The organism is Arthrobacter sp. B0316-5-4, from assembly GCF_059090325.1.
Map to the genome: position 1 here is coordinate 428,587 of NZ_JBNHFN010000004.1, position 18,196 is coordinate 446,782.

Sequence of the window (18,196 nt, forward strand, 5' to 3'; positions counted from 1 at the left end):
CGCTGTGTTGCAGGAAGGTTTAATCAGTGCCGACAAAACCAGCTGGCACCTTGTACCGCGGCCGTGAAGGCATGTGGTCCTGGGTTGGACACCGTATTACCGGTGTAGTGATCTTTTTCTTCTTGTTGGTCCATGTGCTGGACACCTCATTGGTGCGCGTGTCCCCTGAGGCCTACACCGCCGTCATTGGCGCATACAAGAACCCCCTGATGGCCCTGGGTGAAACGGGCCTGGTCGCAGCGATCATCTTCCACGCCTTCAACGGCCTGCGTGTGATCGCCATCGATTTCTGGAAGAAGGGCGCGAAGTACCAGCGCCAGCTGCTGTGGATCGTGCTTGCGCTGTGGCTGGTCACGTTCGCCGGCTTCGCGATCCGCCACCTTTCCCTTGCGCTGGGAGGCCACTAAGCCATGACAACCATCGAAACACCACGCAGTGGAAAAATCGGGTCCGGGAAGATCGCACCGAAGTACAACCGCTCCGGCTCCAGCCGCGGCAACTTCGAGATGATCGCCTGGCTCTTCATGCGCCTCTCCGGCATCGTCCTGGTGGTGCTGATCTTCGGCCACCTCTTCGTGAACCTGCTGGTGGGCGAAGGCATCCACGCCATCGACTTCGGCTTCGTTGCCGGCAAGTGGGCCGATCCCTTCTGGCAGTTCTGGGACCTGGCCATGCTGTGGCTTGCCATGCTTCACGGCACCAACGGTGTCCGCACCATCATCAACGACTACGCCGAGAAGGATTCCACTCGCTTCTGGCTCAAGATGGTTCTTTACGCGGCCACCCTGGTCATCATCATCCTGGGCACTCTGGTGATCTTCACCTTCAACCCGTGCCCCGTCGTCGACGGCGTTCAGCTGCCTGGCGGATTCTGCCCGGCCCCGTAGCGGGCTGTGCCACAGCGGCAGTCCGGCTTCGGCCGGCTGCCCCACGTAGCGGAGCAGCCTCCGCCGACCATCTGAATTTTTGAAAGAGAGAGCATCTGGTATGCAGGTCCATAAGTACGACGTCGTCATTGTCGGTGCAGGTGGCGCCGGCATGCGCGCCGCGATCGAATCCGGTCAGCGCGCACGCACAGCGGTACTGACCAAGCTCTACCCCACCCGTTCGCACACTGGTGCGGCGCAGGGTGGTATGTGTGCAGCACTGGCCAACGTCGAAGAAGACAACTGGGAATGGCACACCTTTGACACCATCAAGGGTGGCGACTACCTGGTTGACCAGGACGCAGCCGAGGTCATGGCGAAGGAAGCCATCGACGCCGTGCTGGACCTGGAAAAGATGGGCCTGCCGTTCAACCGCACGCCCGAGGGCCGGATCGACCAGCGTCGCTTCGGCGGCCACACCCGCGACCACGGCAAGGCGCCCGTTCGCCGCGCCTGCTACGCAGCGGACCGCACAGGCCACATGATCCTGCAGACGCTGTACCAAAACTGCGTCAAGCACAACGTTGAGTTCTACAACGAGTACTACGTCCTGGACCTGCTGATCGTCGAAGAAGACGCAGTGCGCGAAGACGGTACCCCGTACAAGCAGAAGCGCGTTGCCGGTGTGGTCTCCTACGACCTTGCCTCCGGTGAGCTTCACGTGTTCCAGGCCAAGTCCGTGGTCTTCGCTTCCGGTGGTGCAGGCAAGGTCTTCAAGACCACCTCCAACGCACACACCCTCACCGGCGACGGCATGGGCATCGCGTTCCGCCGCGGCATCCCCCTGGAAGACATGGAGTTCTTCCAGTTCCACCCGACCGGCCTCGCTGGCCTGGGCATCCTCCTCACCGAGGGTGCACGTGGTGAAGGTGCCATCTTGCGTAACTCGGAAGGTGAGCGCTTCATGGAGCGCTACGCCCCCACCATCAAGGACCTCGCACCCCGTGACATCGTGGCCCGCGCCATGGCGAACGAAGTACGCGAAGGCCGTGGTTGTGGTCCGAACAAGGATTACGTCCTCCTGGACCTGACCCACCTTGAGCCGGCGCACATCGAGGCCAAGCTTCCGGACATCACCGAGTTCGCACGCACCTACCTGGGTGTGGAACCGTTCACGGACCCCGTTCCGGTGTTTCCCACTGCGCACTACGCCATGGGTGGCATCCCCACCAACATCACCACAGAGGTGCTGCAGGACAACGACACAATCGTTCCTGGCCTCTACGCAGCCGGTGAAGTCGCCTGTGTTTCCGTGCACGGCTCCAACCGCCTGGGCACCAACTCGCTCCTGGACATCAACGTGTTCGGTAAGCGCGCCGGTATCGCCGCTGCGGAGTACTCCAAGACGGCTGACTATGTTGAGCTTCCGGCTGACCCCGAAGCCATGACCCGTGGCATCCTTGACCGCCTGCTCACCGGCAACGGCACCGAGCGTGTGGCGCAGATCCGCAAGGAACTGCAGGACACCATGGACGCCAACATGCAGGTGTTCCGTACCAAGGAATCGCTGGAGCAGGTCCTCCGTGACATCGCTTCCTTCGAAGAGCGGTACAAGAACGTCACGGTCCAGGACAAGGGCAAGCGCTTCAACCTGGACCTCCTGGAAGCCGTTGAGCTGGGCTTCCTCCTGGACATGGCCAAGGTCATGACCGTCGGTGCATTGCACCGTGAAGAGTCGCGCGGTGGCCACTACCGCGAGGACTTCCCGGACCGCAATGACGAAAAGTTCATGAAGCACTCCATGGCTTACCTGGACAACACCGTCACCGCCGCATCCTCGGCGGAATCTGTTGCGGGAATCCGTCTCGAGACGAAGCCCGTGATCTTCACCCGTTACGAGCCGATGGAGCGTAAGTACTAATGACGACCGAAATGGCAGAGCCCGCTTCCAAGATCGAGCTCCCGGCAAGCGTTGCCGGCGACGGTGAAATCCCCACGTTCCACATCACCCTCCGCGTACGCCGCTACGATCCGGAAATCTCGGACGAAGCACGCTGGGATGACTACAAGCTGACCATGTACGGCACGGACCGTGTGCTGGATGCCCTTCACAAGGTCAAGTGGGAGATCGACGGAACTGTTTCCTTCCGCCGCTCCTGCGCCCACGGTGTCTGTGGCTCCGATGCCATGCGCATCAACGGCCGCAACCGCCTCGCCTGCAAGACGCTGCTGAAGGACCTGGACACGTCCAAGCCCATCACCGTCGAGCCGATCAAGGGCCTCCCCGTGGAGAAGGACCTGATCGTGGACATGGAACCCTTCTTCCAGTCCTTCCGCGAAGTCATGCCGTTCCTGATCAACAAGGGCCACGAGCCCACCAAGGAACGCCTGCAGTCCGTCGAGGACCGTGAGCGCTTTGACGACACCACCAAGTGCATCCTGTGCGCCGCCTGCACCTCGTCCTGCCCGGTCTTCTGGACCGACGGCCAGTACTTCGGTCCCGCTGCGATCGTCAACGCACACCGCTTCATCTTCGATTCCCGTGATGACGCCGGCGACATGCGCCTTGAAATCCTCAACGACAAAGAGGGTGTGTGGCGTTGCCGCACCACCTTCAATTGCTCCGAAGCATGCCCCCGTGGCATCCAGGTGACCAAGGCAATCGCCGAGGTCAAGCAGGCCATCCTGGCACGCAAGATCTAGTTAGCCGTTCCCACAAAGAACAGCACGACGACGGCGCCGCTCACCCGATATGGTGACCGGCGCCGTCGTCGTTAATCACCGTCAGCAACCGGTTATCGCAACACAAGGAGACCAGCGTGTCACGCTCTGAGAAGATCAGCTTCACGGGAAGCACCGGCGACACGCTGGCCGGCATCGTGGACGTCCCTGAGGGACCCGTTCGCGGCTGGGGCGTGTATTCGCACGGCCTGACACTGGGCAAGGACAGCCCGGCAGCCTCGCGCATTTGCAAGGGGCTTGCGGAGCAGGGCGTGGGGATGTTGCGGTTCGACAACCTTGGCCTGGGCGGCTCCGAGGGAGAGTGGTCTGCGGGTTCGTTCAGCGTCAAGGTGGCTGACACCGTCCTCGCCGCTGGGTTCATGCGCGGGCAGGGCCGCTCGATTTCGTTGCTGGTTGGCCACTCGTTCGGCGGAGCGGCTGTCCTGGCAGCGGCCCGCGACATTCCCGGGCTCAACGCGGTGGTGACCGTCGGTGCACCCTACGAGCCGAAGCACGTGGAGCACATGTTCGATGCGGAAATTGACGTCATCCTTCGTGACGGCAGTGCCGTGGTTGATCTGGGAGGACGGCCCATGGAGGTCCGCCGGCACTTCGTGGAGGACGTGGAGCGGGCCGACCTGCGCGACTGCATCCGCACCCTCCACAAGCCGCTCATGGTGATGCACTCCCCCACGGACAACACCGTGGGGATCGACAACGCGAGCGAGATTTTCCGTACCGCCCGGCACCCCCGGAGCTTCATCTCCCTGGAGGGCAGCGAGCACCTCCTCACCGGGAAGGGCCAGGCAGCACGGGTCGCGCGGATCATCGGTGCATGGGCTGACCCCTACTTGGAAATCTCTTAAAGCAACGCGGGGTCACTTGCCGCCCATCCCGAGGGGATTTATGGGCCGCAAGTGACCCCGCGTTGCTTTTAATTCCGGCGGGGACCCACGGCAGCCCCGACAAGGGCGCCGAGGCCCACACCAATGAGGATGCCCAGGAACGGCGAATTGAAGATCAGTTGGCCAACAATGAGGCCCGCCGCAGCACCGACGAGACAGGCGATCCACAGCTGGTTGTTCATTCGCGCCTCCCGGGGCCAGGAAAGAGTCAGGTACGGGGCGCTACGCGGCGCGAACCGAGGACCTTCTTGCGGGGCGCCTCCCCCGATTCAGCATCAGCTTCCCGAATCGCCGCCCACGAAGCCGAGACGAGGTAAACCTGGCTCACCAGGTTGAACCAGATCAGCAGGCCGATGATGATGGCGAAGGACGCCAGGACGGGATTGTTCCCGGAGCGGGCCAGGAGCTCGGTGCTGAAGAACTGGAGGACGGTGGTTCCGACCCCGGCCAGCACCACCCCTTCGAGGAAGGAACGGCGCCCCAACTTCAGGCCACCGGCGACACGGAACAGGACTGCCGCCGTCGCGCAGTTCAAAAGGAGCGGAACCACGATCTTGACGGTGGCCGCGATGGGCGCTGCCACCTCCTCGTTCAGCTTCAGCAAGCCGATAAACCAATCCGCGGCTGTACCGAAGATCAACGAGGCTCCGGCGCTGATCACCAGGATGACGCCGAGGAGCAGGAGCGTGCCGGCGTCGATGGCTTTCTGCAGGAGCGCATTTCGCACCAAGGGGCCCGCGTTCATGACCCCGCGAAGACCTTCCCTGACGCTGGCAATCCAACCCAGGGATGTGAAAATGGTGACCGCCGCTGCGATGAGCGCCGTCCACCCCAGCCCGGACGGGTTGAGCAGCGTCTGCGGATCCACCAGCCCTTCGCCACCGTTGACCTGCAGGAGCCCCGGAGCGGCGGAGGCAACGCTACTGATGACGGCGTCTTCGAGGACCGGATTGCCGCCCAGGACGATTCCGGCGATCGCGAAACCGGTGGTGAGGAGACCCGTCACCGAGAAGAACATGTTGAAGCCAATGCCCGCGCTGAGCAAAGGGCCGTGCTGCCGCGAGTAATGCTGGAACGAGCGCATGGCGCGGTTGGTGTTCAGCCTGGCCATGAAGACAGCGAAAAATGCACCTGCCCTGGCGGGCAACCCCGCTCCGGAACGCTTGGCGTGGCCTAATTCCTGCCGTTTACGGAGAAGCTCCAGTTTGAGCTTCGCCAGCTCAGTTGGAAGCGGAGGAGTGTCCGCCTCCGTGGCTTGTATCCGCTTGCTGTTCCTCGTCAGTATCGCCGCCAAAGTCGAGCTCTTCCCGTAGCTGCCAAATTCCATTGGTGTCGTGCTCGTAAAGTCCCATGCTAACCACAGGGAACGTGGCCCGGTAATCCCTGAGCACCGTTTCGGCTTCATCTAGGTTTTTCTGGGCGACGTCGTGGGCTACCGTGACGTGCGGGTGGTAGGGGAAGGGAAGCCTCCGCTCGAGCGGGCCGCTTTGCAGTTTCTCGTGCAGTTGCACGCATTCCTCAAAGCCTTCTTCGACGTTGACGAACACAACGGGCGAGACAGGCCGGAAGGAACCGGTTCCCGAGATGGTGATGTTGAAGGGTTCCTGGGTTTTAGCGACCGCGCGCACGTGTTCGCGGGTAGCCGCCCAGTCCTGGGTGGGGGTGGTGGTGATCAGCGTGATGTGGGCCGGAATGACCTCGGCCATGGGATCACCGAAGGATGCCCGCCATTCCTGGAGCTCACGGGCTATCTCCGGTGGGAAGCCGAGAATCACGCCCACGCACATGGTGTCACCGGCACCGCAATCGGCGCCGGTGACAGCGGGCTGGCGAGAATCGTCCGGACCGACACCCTTCCGGGCGTCGGTCTTGACGTTGAGCTGGCCAGCAGAGCACATGGGCTTAGCGGACTCCCTGCTCGCCGCGTACGGCGTCCCCGCGATACGGCAGGAAGCCGACCTTGGAATAGACATCGGCGAGGGTGGCTGAGGCGATCTCGCGGGCTTTGTCAGCGCCGAGGGCCAGCAGACGGTCCAGTTCCGCCGGGTCCGCCAGTAGTTCGTTGGCCCGTTCCCGGATGGGTGCAAGGTGGGTGGAGACGAGCTCGGCAAGGTCCACCTTGAGGTGGCCGTACATCTTGCCCTGGTAGTCGGCCACGATCTTCTCTACGGGTGTGCCGCTGATGGCCGAGTAGATGGTCAGCAGGTTGGAGACACCAGGCTTGTTTTCGCGGTCGTAGCGGATCTCGGTTTCGGTGTCCGTGACAGCGGACTTGATGCGCTTGGCCACCGTCTTGGGGTCGTCGAGGAGGTTGATCAAACCAGCCGGTGATTCCGCTGACTTGGACATCTTTGCCGTCGGGTTCTGGAGATCGTAGATCTTGGCCGATTCCTTCTGGATGAAGGCTTCGGGGACCTGGAACGTCTCGCCAAACCGGCTGTTGAAGCGGTTGGCGAGGTCGCGGCTCAGTTCCACGTGCTGGCGCTGGTCTTCGCCAACGGGCACGCCGTGCGGCTGGTAAAGCAGGATATCGGCGGCCTGCAGGATGGGGTACGTGAACAGGCCCACGCTGGCGTGGTCCGAGCCCTGCTTCTGTGCCTTGTCCTTGAACTGGGTCATGCGGGCGGCTTCACCCATGCCCGTGATGCAGTTCAGGACCCAGGCCAACTGGGCGTGCTCGGGAACCTGGGACTGGACGAACAGGGTGCACTTGTCCACGTCCACACCGCCTGCAATGTACTGCGCGGCGGTAACACGGGTGCGACGGGCAAGTTCGGCCGGATCCTGCGGCACGGTGATGGCGTGAAGGTCCGGGATGAAGAAGACGGCGTCGTACTCGTCCTGCATCCGGACCCAGTTGACCAAGGCACCCAGGTAGTTGCCAAGGTGCAGGGAATCGGCGGAGGGCTGCATCCCCGAGAGGACGCGGTGCTTGGCGCCAACGGCCAATTTGGTGGACGTGGCGGCGGCGGTGCCGGTTTCAGTCGTGAGTGAACTGGTCATGGAGAAAATACCTTCGGAAGCTCAGAGCCGGTAGTCGACTACCAGCGGTGCGTGGTCAGAGAAGCGGGTGTCCCACGAAGGCGCCCGGTCAACCACAGCCGAGAAAGCGGCTGCTGCGAGGCCCGGGGTGGCCAGGTGGTAGTCGATGCGCCAGCCAGTGTCAGTATCAAAGGCCTTACCGCGCTGGGACCACCAGGTGTAGGGGCCGGCGACGTTTCCTGCCAGGCCCCTGTGGACATCCCTCCATCCGATCTCTTCGCCGAGGAAGCGGTCGAAGTACGCCCGCTCCTCCGGGAGGAAGCCGGCACGCTTGACGTTGCCCTTCCAGTTCTTGATGTCGAGTTCTGTGTGTCCAACGTTGAGATCGCCAACCACCAAGGCGTGGTCGCTGTGCTTGGCGAGCTCAGGCAGCCTGACGCTCATGGCGTCCAGGAAACGGAATTTGTCGTCCTGCTTGGGCGTGCCCACTTCTCCGGAGTGCACGTAGGCACTGACGACGGAAAGGGTGGTGAATTCACCGGCAGCGTTCTCCACGGTGTAGTCCGCCTCAATCCAGCGGCCTGAGGTATCGAAGTAGGAGTCGCCGATCCCAATGCGCGTGGCGGTGGGCTCCTCGCGGGAGGCGATGGCTACTCCGGCGCGGCCCTTGGCTTCAGCCTCGGTGTGGAGGATGTGCCAGCCGTCGCCAATCAGCTTCCTGACAATGTCATCAGGGGCTCGCACTTCCTGCAGGCAAAGGATGTCAACCTCGCGGGGCTCCAGCCATTCCGCCATGCCGTTCTTGTAGGCAGCCCGCAGGCCATTGACGTTGACTGATGCGATGCGAAGGAAATCCTTCTTCAATGCCGTACTCACCCGGTCCACTCTAGTCGATGATGGTTCCGGCTACGGGCTCCTCCGAGCCACCGGAGGACTTGATCATGTCCCGTGCGTTGGTTGCCGTGATGGCGATGGTTTCCAGTGCACGGTTGATGGTGTCCTGGTCTGCCGCGCCGCCCTTGGCGCGTTCCTCGTCCACCACGCGTACCTGCACCTGCACGATCTTGAAGGAGTGGTCCAACTTGAGGTCGCGGACTTCGTCTGCCTGGCTGCGCTCAGCAACCACGCGGGTGCCCCCGTTGTCAGTAACGGTCAACGACGGCGCGCGGCCGGTTGCCGAGTTGAACGCAGCTTGCGCTTCGCTCAGTTTTGCCCCGGCCCGCTGCGCGGCCTTGCGAATGCTCAGGACAACGAAGGTGGCCAGAGCCAGCCATCCGAAGGCCACTACCGCGACGACCCAGCCCACGACGTCGTTCTGGTTGGCCGCGAAGATGACAGCCACCAGGAAGGCGATGATGACGACAGTCATCCCCAGGCCACCGATGCGGAAGCCCTTGAACATGCCTTTGCCGGCGGGGGACGTGGACGGGTGCGGGTCACCGAGAGATTGCATGGCTCCATTCTCTCAAACGAGCCGTGGTGCCTGTGCCGGCTTCCACGGACGGCGAACACGGGAGTTTTTGCGTTGGCTGTGCAAAATCTCCATCATTTGAGGAACAGTTGGCGCAGCCGCCCGGTGGTCAACATGATCCCGAGTCCGATCATCACCACGTAATACGCCACATGGATGGCCGTTGCAGGGCTGAACGAACCCACGCTGATCTGCCGGAGCAACTCCACCCCGTGCCACAGGGGCATGGCCTGGATGAACCATTGGATGACCTGCGGGTAGACACTCAGCGGGTAGAACGTGGCGCTGAACAAGAACATGGGCAGCAGGAAGAAGTTGATCCAATCCATCTGCTGGAAGGTCTTCATAAAGCTGGTAATGCCCATGCCAAAGCTTGCAAACCCAAAGGCGATCAACACGGACGCCGGGATGACAAGGATGGCCAACCAACTGGTAAGCAGCCCCATCACCCCCATGACGGCGGTGAACCCGGTGGCGTACAGCAAGCCGCGCAGCAGGGCCAGGAAGATCTCACCGATGGCAACGTCCAGCGGCCCCAGCGACGTGTAGAGCATCCCTTGGTACAGCTTGGCGAAGTTCATCTTGAAGAACACGTTCCAGGTGGAATCGTAGATGGCCCCGTTCATGGCCGAGACCGCCAACAGGGCAGGCGCAATGTAGGCCGCGTAGCTGATCTCACCGCCTCCCGGACCCTGAACCGTACCCACGATCGAGCCCATGCCCACCCCCATGGCAAGCAGGAACAGCACGGGCTCGAAGAAACCGGACACCAACACCAGCCAGGTGCTGCTCTTGGCCGCCATGAGCCCGCGACCCACAACGGCCCGGGCGTTGCGTGAGTACAACGACCCGAAGTTCCGCTCCCGGGCGAGATCCGTGGCGCTGTGGCCACCAGTGAGGACACTCATGAGCCCATCCTTCGTACGAACTGGCGTCGGACAAGGACCCATCCAACGGCGGCTGTGGCCAGCAGGAACACCACGTGCGTGATGGTCAGCAGCGGGTTCTGATCCATGCCGTAGGTGAAGACGCGTCCCAACTCCGTTCCATGCCAAACAGGCGAGATCCACCCGATCCAGCGGACGGCCAGCGGCAGGTTATCAAGCGGGAAGAATGTGCCCGAGAAAAGGAACAACGGCATCACGATGAACCGCTGGACCAAGGCGAACTGCCCCTTGTCCTGGGTGATGCTCGCGGCGTAGGCCATCAAGGGCAGGCCGAAAGACAATGCTGACACGGTGGCCACAAGGGCCGAAACCCACCCCCACGGGCTCGGCGAGGCACCGAATAGGGCCACCACTAAGAAGTAGACCACCGATTGCAACAGGAACCGGACCGTGCTGGCCATGATGTGGCCACTGGCGATCTGCTGTGGAATCAACGGCGAAGCGTGGGGGCCGTAGAACACCCGTCGCCATTTGAAGCCGTCCATGATGGGGTACGAAAACTCCCCCGACGCCGTCATCACCGCTGCGGATACCAGCAGCGCGGGCGCCACGAATTCGAGGTAGCTGACGCCGCCGAATGCCGCTTCGCTGTTGGCGTCCACCAAGCTGGCGAGCCCGACCCCCATGGCGAACAGGTACGCCACCGGCTGGCCCACACTGTAAAGGACCACGGACCAGCCGTAGTTGCGCATGACGCGGAGCACCTGCTCCGCGTAGAAAAAGGCACCCCAGCGCCGCGCCCGGGCAGCCGAAACTTCAGGTGAGTGGGCCCGCAGCGGTGGCGCCGCCGTCGTGATTGGTTTGTTGGCCGCGTCAGTCAACAAGGCTCCTACCGGTAAGCCGCAGGAACACGTCCTCCAGCGATGATCGGCGCACCAGCGACGTCATGGGCCGCAGCCCGCGCGAAGTGACCTGCTCCAACGCGGCCTCGCCGTCGTGCGCGTAGATGAGCACACGGTCGGGCAGCGTCTCCAGCCGCTCACCGATGCCTTGGAGTTCGACGCCGATGGTCGCGTTCCGCTCGGATCCGAACCTGAGTTCAAGTACTTCGCGCGAGGAGTGCTCGCGGATCAGGTTGGCGGGCGACCCTTCGGCCATGATGCGGCCCTTGTCCACCACGATCAACCGGTCGCACAGCTGCTCGGCCTCGTCCATGTAGTGCGTGGTGAGGATGAGCGTCACACCGCTCTCCTTGAGCCGGAAGAGCCTGTCCCAGAGGATGTGGCGGGCTTGCGGGTCCAGGCCTGTGGTGGGCTCGTCAAGGAGGAGGATTCGTGGCTCATTGATGAGTGACCGCGCAATGGTGAGCCGCCTCTTCATGCCACCGGACAGCGCATCCACCTTCGAGTTGGCTTTGTCCGTCAGCTGCGCGAATTCCAGGAGCTCATCGGCTTTGGGCCGCAGGTAGCTCAGCGGAAGGCCGAAATAGCGTCCGTACACGATCAGGTTCTCGCGGACCCGCAGTTCCTCGTCCAGGTTGTCCTGCTGCGGGACCACGCCCAGGTGCGCCCTCACTTCGGGGCCACGGGATTCGGGATCCAGGCCCATGATGCTGAGCGAGCCGGAAGTGCGCTGGGAGACGCCGCCGATCATTCTCATGGTGGTGGACTTCCCGGCACCGTTGGGTCCAAGGAGGCCGAAGGACTCCCCCGCAGGCACGTCGAAGGAGATGTTGTCCACGGCGGTGAGCTCACCATAGGCCTTGGTGAGGTTCCGCGCACTGATGACGGTTGGCTGGTTCATGTCGAAGCTGGTTTGCGACGATTCTGACTGGGTCGGTGACGGTGTCTGCGAGCGGGTTGCTTCATTGTGCACCCTCAGCAGACTAGTAGCGCCGGGGAATATGTGAAAGGGCTCTTGCAGATATTCCTGCAAGAACCCTCTCGCTTAGCCGGCCGCGCTGCTCAGCTGCCTGGCCACGCTGCTCAGCTGCCCGGTTGCGAGCGCAGCACCTCCAACCGCTGGCGGAACTCGGTCTCGTCAATCTCGCCGCGCGCATACCGCTCCCGCAATACACCCTCGGCGCCTTGGGTTGCGGCCCAGTGATGGTTGCGGCGCCACGTACGCCGGCCCACGAAAATGAACAAGCCGATCACGATGATCCAGAACAACGGGAAGATGATGAAAAACGGCCAGTGTGGTCCGTCGCCCCAAGGACCGTGCGCGGCGACGGTGGCTGGCAACTGGGCCAGCGCTCCCCCAAGCGTGGTGGTCTCTCCGACGATCGAGGTCAATGCGGTGAACATGTCAGTGATCCAAACTCTGCGTCGCCGATGCCCGGCGTGAACCGTCTTTCGGCTCTGGTTCGAGTCTGCTCGGGCACGGCCGGTGAGGCGTCCGCCGTCGGGAGTCACTTTCGGGCGGCGGACTACTCCCGGCGGAGTCGCTCCAGGTGGGTCAGCTGCTCCACCCGGGCCTCACCAGTCCGGATTCGTAAGCAAGGACCACCAGTTGGGACCGGTCCCGGACCATCAACTTGGTCATGATGCGCGAAACATGGGTCTTGGCTGTGAGCGGCGTGATGAAGAGCCGTTCGGCGATCTCGGCGTTGTTCAGGCCCTCGCCCACCAGGGCAAGGACTTCGCGTTCACGCTCGGTCACCTGCTCCAGCGGGACCACCTTGCCGGCAGCACGGCTCTGCGATGCGAGCTGGGCCATGATCCGCCGGGTGACCGATGGGGAGAGCAGCGCGTCCCCATCGTGGACCACCCGGACGGCCCGGATGAGCTCAGCCGGCTCAGTGTCCTTGACCAGGAAGCCCGCGGCTCCGGCCCGCACGGCTTCGGCGATGTACTCGTCCAGTTCGAACGTGGTGAGGATGATGACGCGCGTGCCTGCCAGGGCCGGGTCGCCCAGGATTTTGCGGGTGGCGGTGAGGCCGTCGTCGTCCGGCATGCGGATGTCCATGAGGATGACGTCGGGCCTGTCCCGGGTCGCGAGGCGGACAGCGTCGCGGCCGGTGCCGGCCTCCCCCACCACTTCCATGTCCGGTTCGGCGTCCAGGAGCGCGCGGAAGCCGGCCCGGATGAGGGTTTGGTCGTCGGCCAGGAGGATGCGGATCATGGGCGGGTTCCTTCTTGGTGGATCGGCAAGGTTGCTTCGACGCGCAAGCCCGGTTCCAGGCCGTGCAGCGTGAGCGACCCGCCCAAGGCGACAGCCCTCTCACGCATCCCCGTGAGGCCGTTGCCGGGGAGCGCGCCGCCCATGCCCGCGCCGTCGTCGTCAATGGTCACCGTCAGCGACGCGCCGGTTTGGGTAATGCGTACGACGGCGGATCGGGCGCCTGAGTGCCTGCCGACGTTGGTCAGGGCTTCCTGGATGATCCGGTAGGTGGCTTCCTGCTGGGCGGGCCCGACACGTTGATGGTCTGCGTTGTCCTCCAGCGTCACCCGAAGACCACCGACCTCCGCGTTCCGCAGCAGCTCGGGGATACGGGCCAGCGTGGGCCGCGCGGCAGGGGCCAGCGGAACGTCCTCGCGCAGCACGCCCAGGAGCTGGCGGACCTCGGTCAATGACTCCTTGCTGGCGGCCTTGATGGCTTCGAGGGCGGGCCTGAGCTTCTCCGGATCGTGGGCACCAACATGCAGGGCCACTGAGGCCTGGACGTTGATCATGGAAAGGGAATGGGCCACGACATCGTGGATGTCGCGGGCCAAGGTGAGCCTGTACTCGTCGCGTTCCGCCTTCTGTGCTTCCTCGCGGCGCCGTCGGTATTCGGCGAACCGTTCGCTCCGCCGTCGGAAGCCTTGTCCTACAAGGACCAGGATCGCGGCCCAGGCGACGCCCGCAGACGCTCGCACGGGCCAGTTCTCGTCGCCGGTCATTGCTGACCCTACGACGACCGCCGCAGCCGCGATGCCGGCGCCCGCCCATGCTTGCCACCGCAGCCCTGCAGCTGCCGTGAGCACGATTGCGAGCGCCAAGGACAGGACGATGGGCCCCCAGGCGTAGCCGAACGCCAAGTAGGCTCCGGTAGCGACGAGCGCGACCGGGAGCATCACTTGCGGCTCCCGCTTCCGGTACGCCAACCCGGCCGGACCGGCGAGGAGCAGGAGGATCGCAAGCGCATCCAAGGGCCGTGGCGCATCCTGGTGGCCTGCAGAGAACAGCGTCCCCACAAGCTGGATCACAGCCACCGTGATGACGATGAAACTTGTGGGCGGGCCCGCGAAGCGGCGGGGGCCTGCGATGTGCTGTGGCCCCGGACTCCACGCGGGCTCAGGGGAACGGGGCTGCATACACAGAGCCTAGCCGTGGTTGTTGTGTGGCGTCGTCGGGTTAACGGAGCAGGGCGCCTACTCCGTGGGGAGTAGGCGCCCTGCTGTGTTCGCGGGAACCTAGGCGATGCCGGCCTGGCGTTCGGCGCTCTCCACCACGTTGGCGAGGAGCATTGCGCGGGTCATCGGGCCCACGCCGCCCGGGTTCGGGGACAGCCAGGCGGCGACGTCGGCAGCTGCCGGGTCCACGTCTCCGGTGACAACAGCCTTACCGTTGCCGTCGTCCACGCGGCTGACGCCGACGTCGAGCACTATGGCGCCCGGCTTGAGGTCTTCAGCCTTGATCATGTGCGGCACGCCGGCAGCGGCGATCACGACGTCGGCCTGCTTGAGTTCCGCGGGCAGGTCCACCGTTCCGGTGTGGGCCAGGATGACGGTTGCGTTGACTTCCTTGCGGGTCAGCAACAGGCCGATCGGGCGGCCGATGGTGACGCCGCGGCCGACCACCAGGACGCGCTTGCCCTTGAGTTCGATGTTGTGGCGGCGCAGCAACTCCACACAGCCCTTGGGCGTGCAGGGCAGCGGGGACTTCATTTCGCCGTTGACGTTGGCCACCAGGCGGCCGAGGTTCATGGGGTGCAGGCCATCGGCGTCCTTGTCGGGATCCATGGCTTCGAGGATGACGTCCTGGTCGATGTGCTTGGGCAGCGGAAGCTGGACGATGTAGCCGGTGCACTCCGGGTTGTCGTTCAGCTCCTGGACTACCTTCAGGAGGTCTTCCTGGCTGATGTCTTCCGGGAGGTCGCGGCGGATGGACTGGATACCAACCTCGGCGCAGTCCTTGTGCTTGCCGCCGACGTACCAGGTGCTGCCGGGGTCCGAACCCACCAGGATGGTGCCCAGGCCAGGGACGATGCCCTTGGCAGCGAGGACGGAAACGCGAGTGGTCAGTTCTGCCTTGATGGCTGCGGCGGTGGCCTTGCCGTCAAGGATCTGTGCGGTGGACTGTGTCATTCCATCTGCTCTTTCTGGTGGGTGACCTGTTTTGGAGGCTCATGCCAACGGGACCCACCGCCGAAGATGTGGCGGCGGATCCCGTCGGCTCCGGTTCAATGCCCGGGTAATGCGTGTTCAGCCGTAAAAGGGCTGGTTACCACTGCTCGTGCTGCGGGTACAGCGGGAAGTCAGCGGCGAGCTTGTCGACGCGGGCCTGGAGGCTTTCGACGTCGGCGGCGGAGCCGGCCTTCAGTGCGGTGGCGATGATCTCGGCGACCTCGGTGAACTCGGTGGCACCGAAACCGCGGGTAGCCAGGGCAGGCGTACCGATGCGGAGGCCGGAGGTGACCATCGGCGGGCGGGGGTCGAACGGAACGGCGTTGCGGTTCACGGTGATGCCCACGGAGTGCAGGAGGTCTTCGGCCTGCTGCCCGTCCAGCTGCGAGTTGCGCAGGTCGACCAGGACCAAGTGAACGTCGGTTCCGCCGGTGAGGACCGAGACGCCGGCTTCGGCAACGTCGGACTGGTTCAGGCGGTCAGCGATGATCTTGGCACCCTCGAGGACACGCTCCTGGCGCTCCTTGAACTCTTCGCTGCCGGCGATCTTGAAGGCAACGGCCTTGGCGGCGATGACGTGCATGAGCGGCCCACCCTGCTGGCCCGGGAAGACGCTGGAGTTGAGCTTCTTGGCCCACTCCTGCTTGCCAAGGATCACACCGGAACGCGGACCCGCGAGGGTCTTGTGGACCGTGGAGGTGACGACGTCGGAGTACGGGACCGGGCTCGGGTGCAGGCCTGCTGCAACGAGGCCGGCGAAGTGTGCCATGTCCGTCCAAAGGAGTGCGCCGACCTCGTCGGCGATGGAGCGGAACGCAGCGAAGTCGAGATGGCGCGGGTAGGCGGACCAACCGGCAATGATGACCTGAGGCTTCTCGGCGATGGCCTGCTCGCGGAGCTTGTCCATGTCGATGCGGAAGTTGTCTTCTTCAACCTGGTAAGCAGCTACGTTGTAGAGCTTGCCGGAGAAGTTCAGCTTCATGCCGTGGGTCAGGTGTCCACCGTGAGCCAGGGACAGGCCCAGGATCTTGTCGCCCGGGGTGATCATGGCGGAGAGCGCTGCAGCGTTGGCCTGGGCACCGGAGTGCGGCTGGACGTTGGCGTACTCGGCACCGAAGAGTTCCTTGACGCGGTCGATGGCGAGCTGCTCAGCGACGTCGACGTATTCACAGCCACCGTAGTAGCGGCGGCCCGGGTAACCCTCGGCGTACTTGTTGGTCAGGACGGAGCCCTGGGCTTCCATGACGGCGCGGGGGGCGAAGTTTTCGGACGCAATCATTTCCAGGGTGCCACGCTGGCGGCCAAGTTCCTGGTTGAGGACTGCTGCGATCTCGGGATCGAGATCGGCAAGCGACTGGTTGCTGACAGACGCGGAAGTGGTTGAGGTAGTCACGGAGATCTCCTGGCTAGGCAACGGGTGGTGCTACAGGTCAGGCTACCGGCAGCAGCATTCCCGCGTCCCCTTGATGACAGGAGGGATCGGTCACGTGCGTGCAGCGGTAAGACATGACCCTCGGCCCAGGCGTACGATCCGTGGTCTTCATGATTGCCGCTCCCTGGTGGTAGTCCACCCAACGCCAGTTGCGACCCATTAACAGTACAACAAGGCAGCACGGGTAGGCTTATCCGCGTGACTGACTCCGCCGCTTTCGTTGTAACCCTGTCCTGCCCCGACCGTCCCGGCATCGTCCATGCGGTAGCCGGAGCCTTGCTCGAGGCCGGCTGCAACATTGCCGACTCCCAGCAGTACGGAAGCCCCAGCACCGGCAACTTCTTCATGCGGGTGGAGGCAACGACGTCGAGCACCCAGGCGGACCTGACCGCTGCACTGCGGCCGGTGGCCGAATCGTTCGGCATGACCTGGCAGATCAACCCCGTCGCTGAGAAGGTCCGCACCATCATCCTGTGCTCCAAGGACGCGCACTGCCTCAACGACCTCTTGTTCCAGCAGCGCACCGGCACCCTGCCCATCGAGGTTCCGGCCATCGTGTCGAACCACCGCGACCTGGAGCCGCTGGCCGAGTTCTACGGCATCCCGTTCCACCACATCCCCGTAACACCGGACACCAAGCCACAGGCCGAGGCCGCACTGCTGAAGCTGATCGCCGAGCACGACGTCGAACTGACCGTCCTGGCCCGGTACATGCAGGTCCTCTCCAATGATCTGTGCACGGAGTTGAACGGCAAGGCCATCAACATCCACCACTCGTTCCTCCCCTCTTTCAAAGGCGCCAAGCCGTACCACCAGGCCCACGCACGCGGCGTAAAGATCATTGGCGCCACGGCACACTATGTGACCGCCGACCTCGACGAGGGTCCGATCATCGAGCAGGAAGTCATCCGCGTGGACCACGCCCGTACGGCTGCCCAGTTCGTACAAATGGGCCGCGACGTTGAAGGCCGTACCTTGGCCCAGGCCGTGCAGTGGCACGCCGAACACCGGGTGCTCCTGGACGGCACCCGGACCGTGGTGTTCAACTAAGGCCCCGCCGCGCCCAACTAAGCTGGGCGCATGGCTCCCTCTTACACTTTCGCCGGGGACACCCCGGACATCCATGAATCTGCTTTCGTGGCGCCCACCGCGTCCATCATTGGCAAGGCCACGCTGGCCCAGGACTCCAGTGCCTTCTACGGCGTTTCTGTCCGCGCCGATACGGCCGCCATCAAGGTCGGCGCGGGTTCGAACCTGCAGGACAACGTAGTCCTGCACGCGGACCCGGGTTTCCCTTGCACCGTGGGCGAGCGCGTCTCCGTTGGGCACAGCGCTGTGGTCCATGGCTGCACTGTGGAGGACGACTGCCTGATCGGTATGAGCGCCACCATTCTCAACGGCGCCGTGATTGGCACGGGCTCCCTCATTGCTGCCGGTGCCGTGGTGTTGGAAGGCACTGTCATTCCCCCACGCTCACTTGTTGCAGGTGTCCCGGCGAAGGTCCGGAGGGAACTCACGGACGACGAGTTTGAGGGCGTCAAGCACAACGCAGCCCACTACAGGGAACTCGCTGCCGCTCATCGGGAAATGCACGCTTAAAGA

21 protein-coding genes and 1 riboswitch are annotated in these 18,196 nt (G+C 63.8%); of the genes, 7 read left to right on the forward strand and 14 right to left on the reverse strand.

Features of this window, described 5'->3' with window-relative positions; genetic code table 11:
• Positions 1-26 precede the first annotated feature (26 nt).
• From sdhC to AC5RU9_RS13935, 5 genes are all read left to right on the forward strand, one after another.
• On the forward strand, positions 27-407 hold the full coding sequence (gene sdhC / locus AC5RU9_RS13915; RefSeq protein ID WP_211713083.1) for a succinate dehydrogenase, cytochrome b556 subunit: 381 nt from the start codon (positions 27-29) through the stop codon (positions 405-407).
• Between the two features lie 3 nt (positions 408-410).
• Entirely contained in the window at positions 411-887 is a 477-nt protein-coding gene (locus AC5RU9_RS13920; protein ID WP_494016893.1) for a succinate dehydrogenase hydrophobic membrane anchor subunit, read from the forward strand.
• Between the two features lie 100 nt (positions 888-987).
• Entirely contained in the window at positions 988-2,787 is a 1,800-nt protein-coding gene (sdhA, locus tag AC5RU9_RS13925) for a succinate dehydrogenase flavoprotein subunit (protein WP_211713081.1), read from the forward strand.
• On the forward strand, positions 2,787-3,569 hold the full coding sequence (locus AC5RU9_RS13930; protein ID WP_211713080.1) for a succinate dehydrogenase iron-sulfur subunit: 783 nt from the start codon (positions 2,787-2,789) through the stop codon (positions 3,567-3,569). The genes sdhA and AC5RU9_RS13930 overlap by 1 nt, the downstream gene beginning before the upstream one ends.
• A 116-nt stretch (positions 3,570-3,685) precedes the next feature.
• Positions 3,686-4,453, forward strand: a complete 768-nt coding sequence (locus tag AC5RU9_RS13935) for an alpha/beta hydrolase (protein WP_494016894.1) — start codon at positions 3,686-3,688, stop codon at positions 4,451-4,453.
• Positions 4,454-4,521: 68 nt separating this feature from the next.
• Here AC5RU9_RS13935 and AC5RU9_RS13940 read toward each other — a convergent pair whose 3' ends face one another.
• The 14 genes from AC5RU9_RS13940 to glyA all read right to left on the reverse strand — a co-directional run bounded on the left by AC5RU9_RS13940 (position 4,522) and on the right by glyA (position 16,555).
• Positions 4,522-4,674 carry a hypothetical protein gene (locus AC5RU9_RS13940; RefSeq protein WP_211713075.1) on the reverse strand — a complete coding sequence of 51 codons (153 nt, stop codon included), beginning with the start codon at positions 4,672-4,674 and terminating at the stop codon, positions 4,522-4,524.
• Between the two features lie 26 nt (positions 4,675-4,700).
• On the reverse strand, positions 4,701-5,786 hold the full coding sequence (locus AC5RU9_RS13945; RefSeq protein WP_494016895.1) for a YihY/virulence factor BrkB family protein: 1,086 nt from the start codon (positions 5,784-5,786) through the stop codon (positions 4,701-4,703).
• A complete protein-coding gene (locus AC5RU9_RS13950) occupies positions 5,713-6,390 on the reverse strand; it encodes a 2'-5' RNA ligase family protein (protein ID WP_309990752.1) in 678 nt (225 codons plus the stop codon). Before AC5RU9_RS13950 ends, AC5RU9_RS13945 begins: the two co-directional genes overlap by 74 nt.
• A gap of 4 nt (positions 6,391-6,394) precedes the next feature.
• On the reverse strand, positions 6,395-7,495 hold the full coding sequence (gene trpS, locus AC5RU9_RS13955) for a tryptophan--tRNA ligase (RefSeq protein ID WP_494016896.1): 1,101 nt from the start codon (positions 7,493-7,495) through the stop codon (positions 6,395-6,397).
• 21 nt (positions 7,496-7,516) lie between these two features.
• A complete protein-coding gene (locus AC5RU9_RS13960; RefSeq protein ID WP_494016897.1) occupies positions 7,517-8,350 on the reverse strand; it encodes an exodeoxyribonuclease III in 834 nt (277 codons plus the stop codon).
• 10 nt (positions 8,351-8,360) lie between these two features.
• Positions 8,361-8,927, reverse strand: coding sequence for a hypothetical protein (locus AC5RU9_RS13965; RefSeq protein ID WP_494016898.1), 567 nt, complete (start codon positions 8,925-8,927; stop codon positions 8,361-8,363).
• Positions 8,928-9,019: 92 nt separating this feature from the next.
• A complete protein-coding gene (locus AC5RU9_RS13970) occupies positions 9,020-9,853 on the reverse strand; it encodes an ABC transporter permease (protein ID WP_494016899.1) in 834 nt (277 codons plus the stop codon).
• Complete coding sequence (locus AC5RU9_RS13975; protein ID WP_494016900.1) at positions 9,850-10,713, reverse strand: ABC transporter permease; 864 nt, start codon at positions 10,711-10,713, stop codon at positions 9,850-9,852. Before AC5RU9_RS13975 ends, AC5RU9_RS13970 begins: the two co-directional genes overlap by 4 nt.
• The gene (locus tag AC5RU9_RS13980) at positions 10,706-11,635 is read right to left on the reverse strand and encodes an ABC transporter ATP-binding protein (RefSeq protein WP_494017133.1); all 930 of its coding nucleotides are present in this window, start codon (positions 11,633-11,635) and stop codon (positions 10,706-10,708) included. The genes AC5RU9_RS13975 and AC5RU9_RS13980 overlap by 8 nt, the downstream gene beginning before the upstream one ends.
• 182 nt (positions 11,636-11,817) lie before the next feature.
• Positions 11,818-12,138: an SHOCT domain-containing protein gene (locus AC5RU9_RS13985; protein WP_494016901.1), complete on the reverse strand. Its 321-nt coding sequence runs from the start codon at positions 12,136-12,138 to the stop codon at positions 11,818-11,820.
• A 151-nt stretch (positions 12,139-12,289) separates the two neighbouring features.
• Positions 12,290-12,955 carry a response regulator transcription factor gene (locus AC5RU9_RS13990; RefSeq protein ID WP_494016902.1) on the reverse strand — a complete coding sequence of 222 codons (666 nt, stop codon included), beginning with the start codon at positions 12,953-12,955 and terminating at the stop codon, positions 12,290-12,292.
• Positions 12,952-14,130 carry a sensor histidine kinase gene (locus AC5RU9_RS13995; protein WP_494016903.1) on the reverse strand — a complete coding sequence of 393 codons (1,179 nt, stop codon included), beginning with the start codon at positions 14,128-14,130 and terminating at the stop codon, positions 12,952-12,954. Before AC5RU9_RS13995 ends, AC5RU9_RS13990 begins: the two co-directional genes overlap by 4 nt.
• A 99-nt stretch (positions 14,131-14,229) precedes the next feature.
• Positions 14,230-15,123, reverse strand: a complete 894-nt coding sequence (locus AC5RU9_RS14000; protein ID WP_211713064.1) for a bifunctional methylenetetrahydrofolate dehydrogenase/methenyltetrahydrofolate cyclohydrolase — start codon at positions 15,121-15,123, stop codon at positions 14,230-14,232.
• A gap of 136 nt (positions 15,124-15,259) precedes the next feature.
• On the reverse strand, positions 15,260-16,555 hold the full coding sequence (gene glyA, locus AC5RU9_RS14005) for a serine hydroxymethyltransferase (RefSeq protein WP_211713063.1): 1,296 nt from the start codon (positions 16,553-16,555) through the stop codon (positions 15,260-15,262).
• A gap of 116 nt (positions 16,556-16,671) precedes the next feature.
• A riboswitch (ZMP/ZTP riboswitch) is annotated at positions 16,672-16,757 on the reverse strand.
• Between the two features lie 35 nt (positions 16,758-16,792).
• Here glyA and purU point away from each other — a divergent pair.
• Positions 16,793-17,644, forward strand: coding sequence for a formyltetrahydrofolate deformylase (purU, locus tag AC5RU9_RS14010; RefSeq protein ID WP_494016904.1), 852 nt, complete (start codon positions 16,793-16,795; stop codon positions 17,642-17,644).
• A gap of 30 nt (positions 17,645-17,674) precedes the next feature.
• Positions 17,675-18,193, forward strand: coding sequence for a gamma carbonic anhydrase family protein (locus AC5RU9_RS14015; RefSeq protein ID WP_494016905.1), 519 nt, complete (start codon positions 17,675-17,677; stop codon positions 18,191-18,193).
• Positions 18,194-18,196 lie beyond the last annotated feature (3 nt).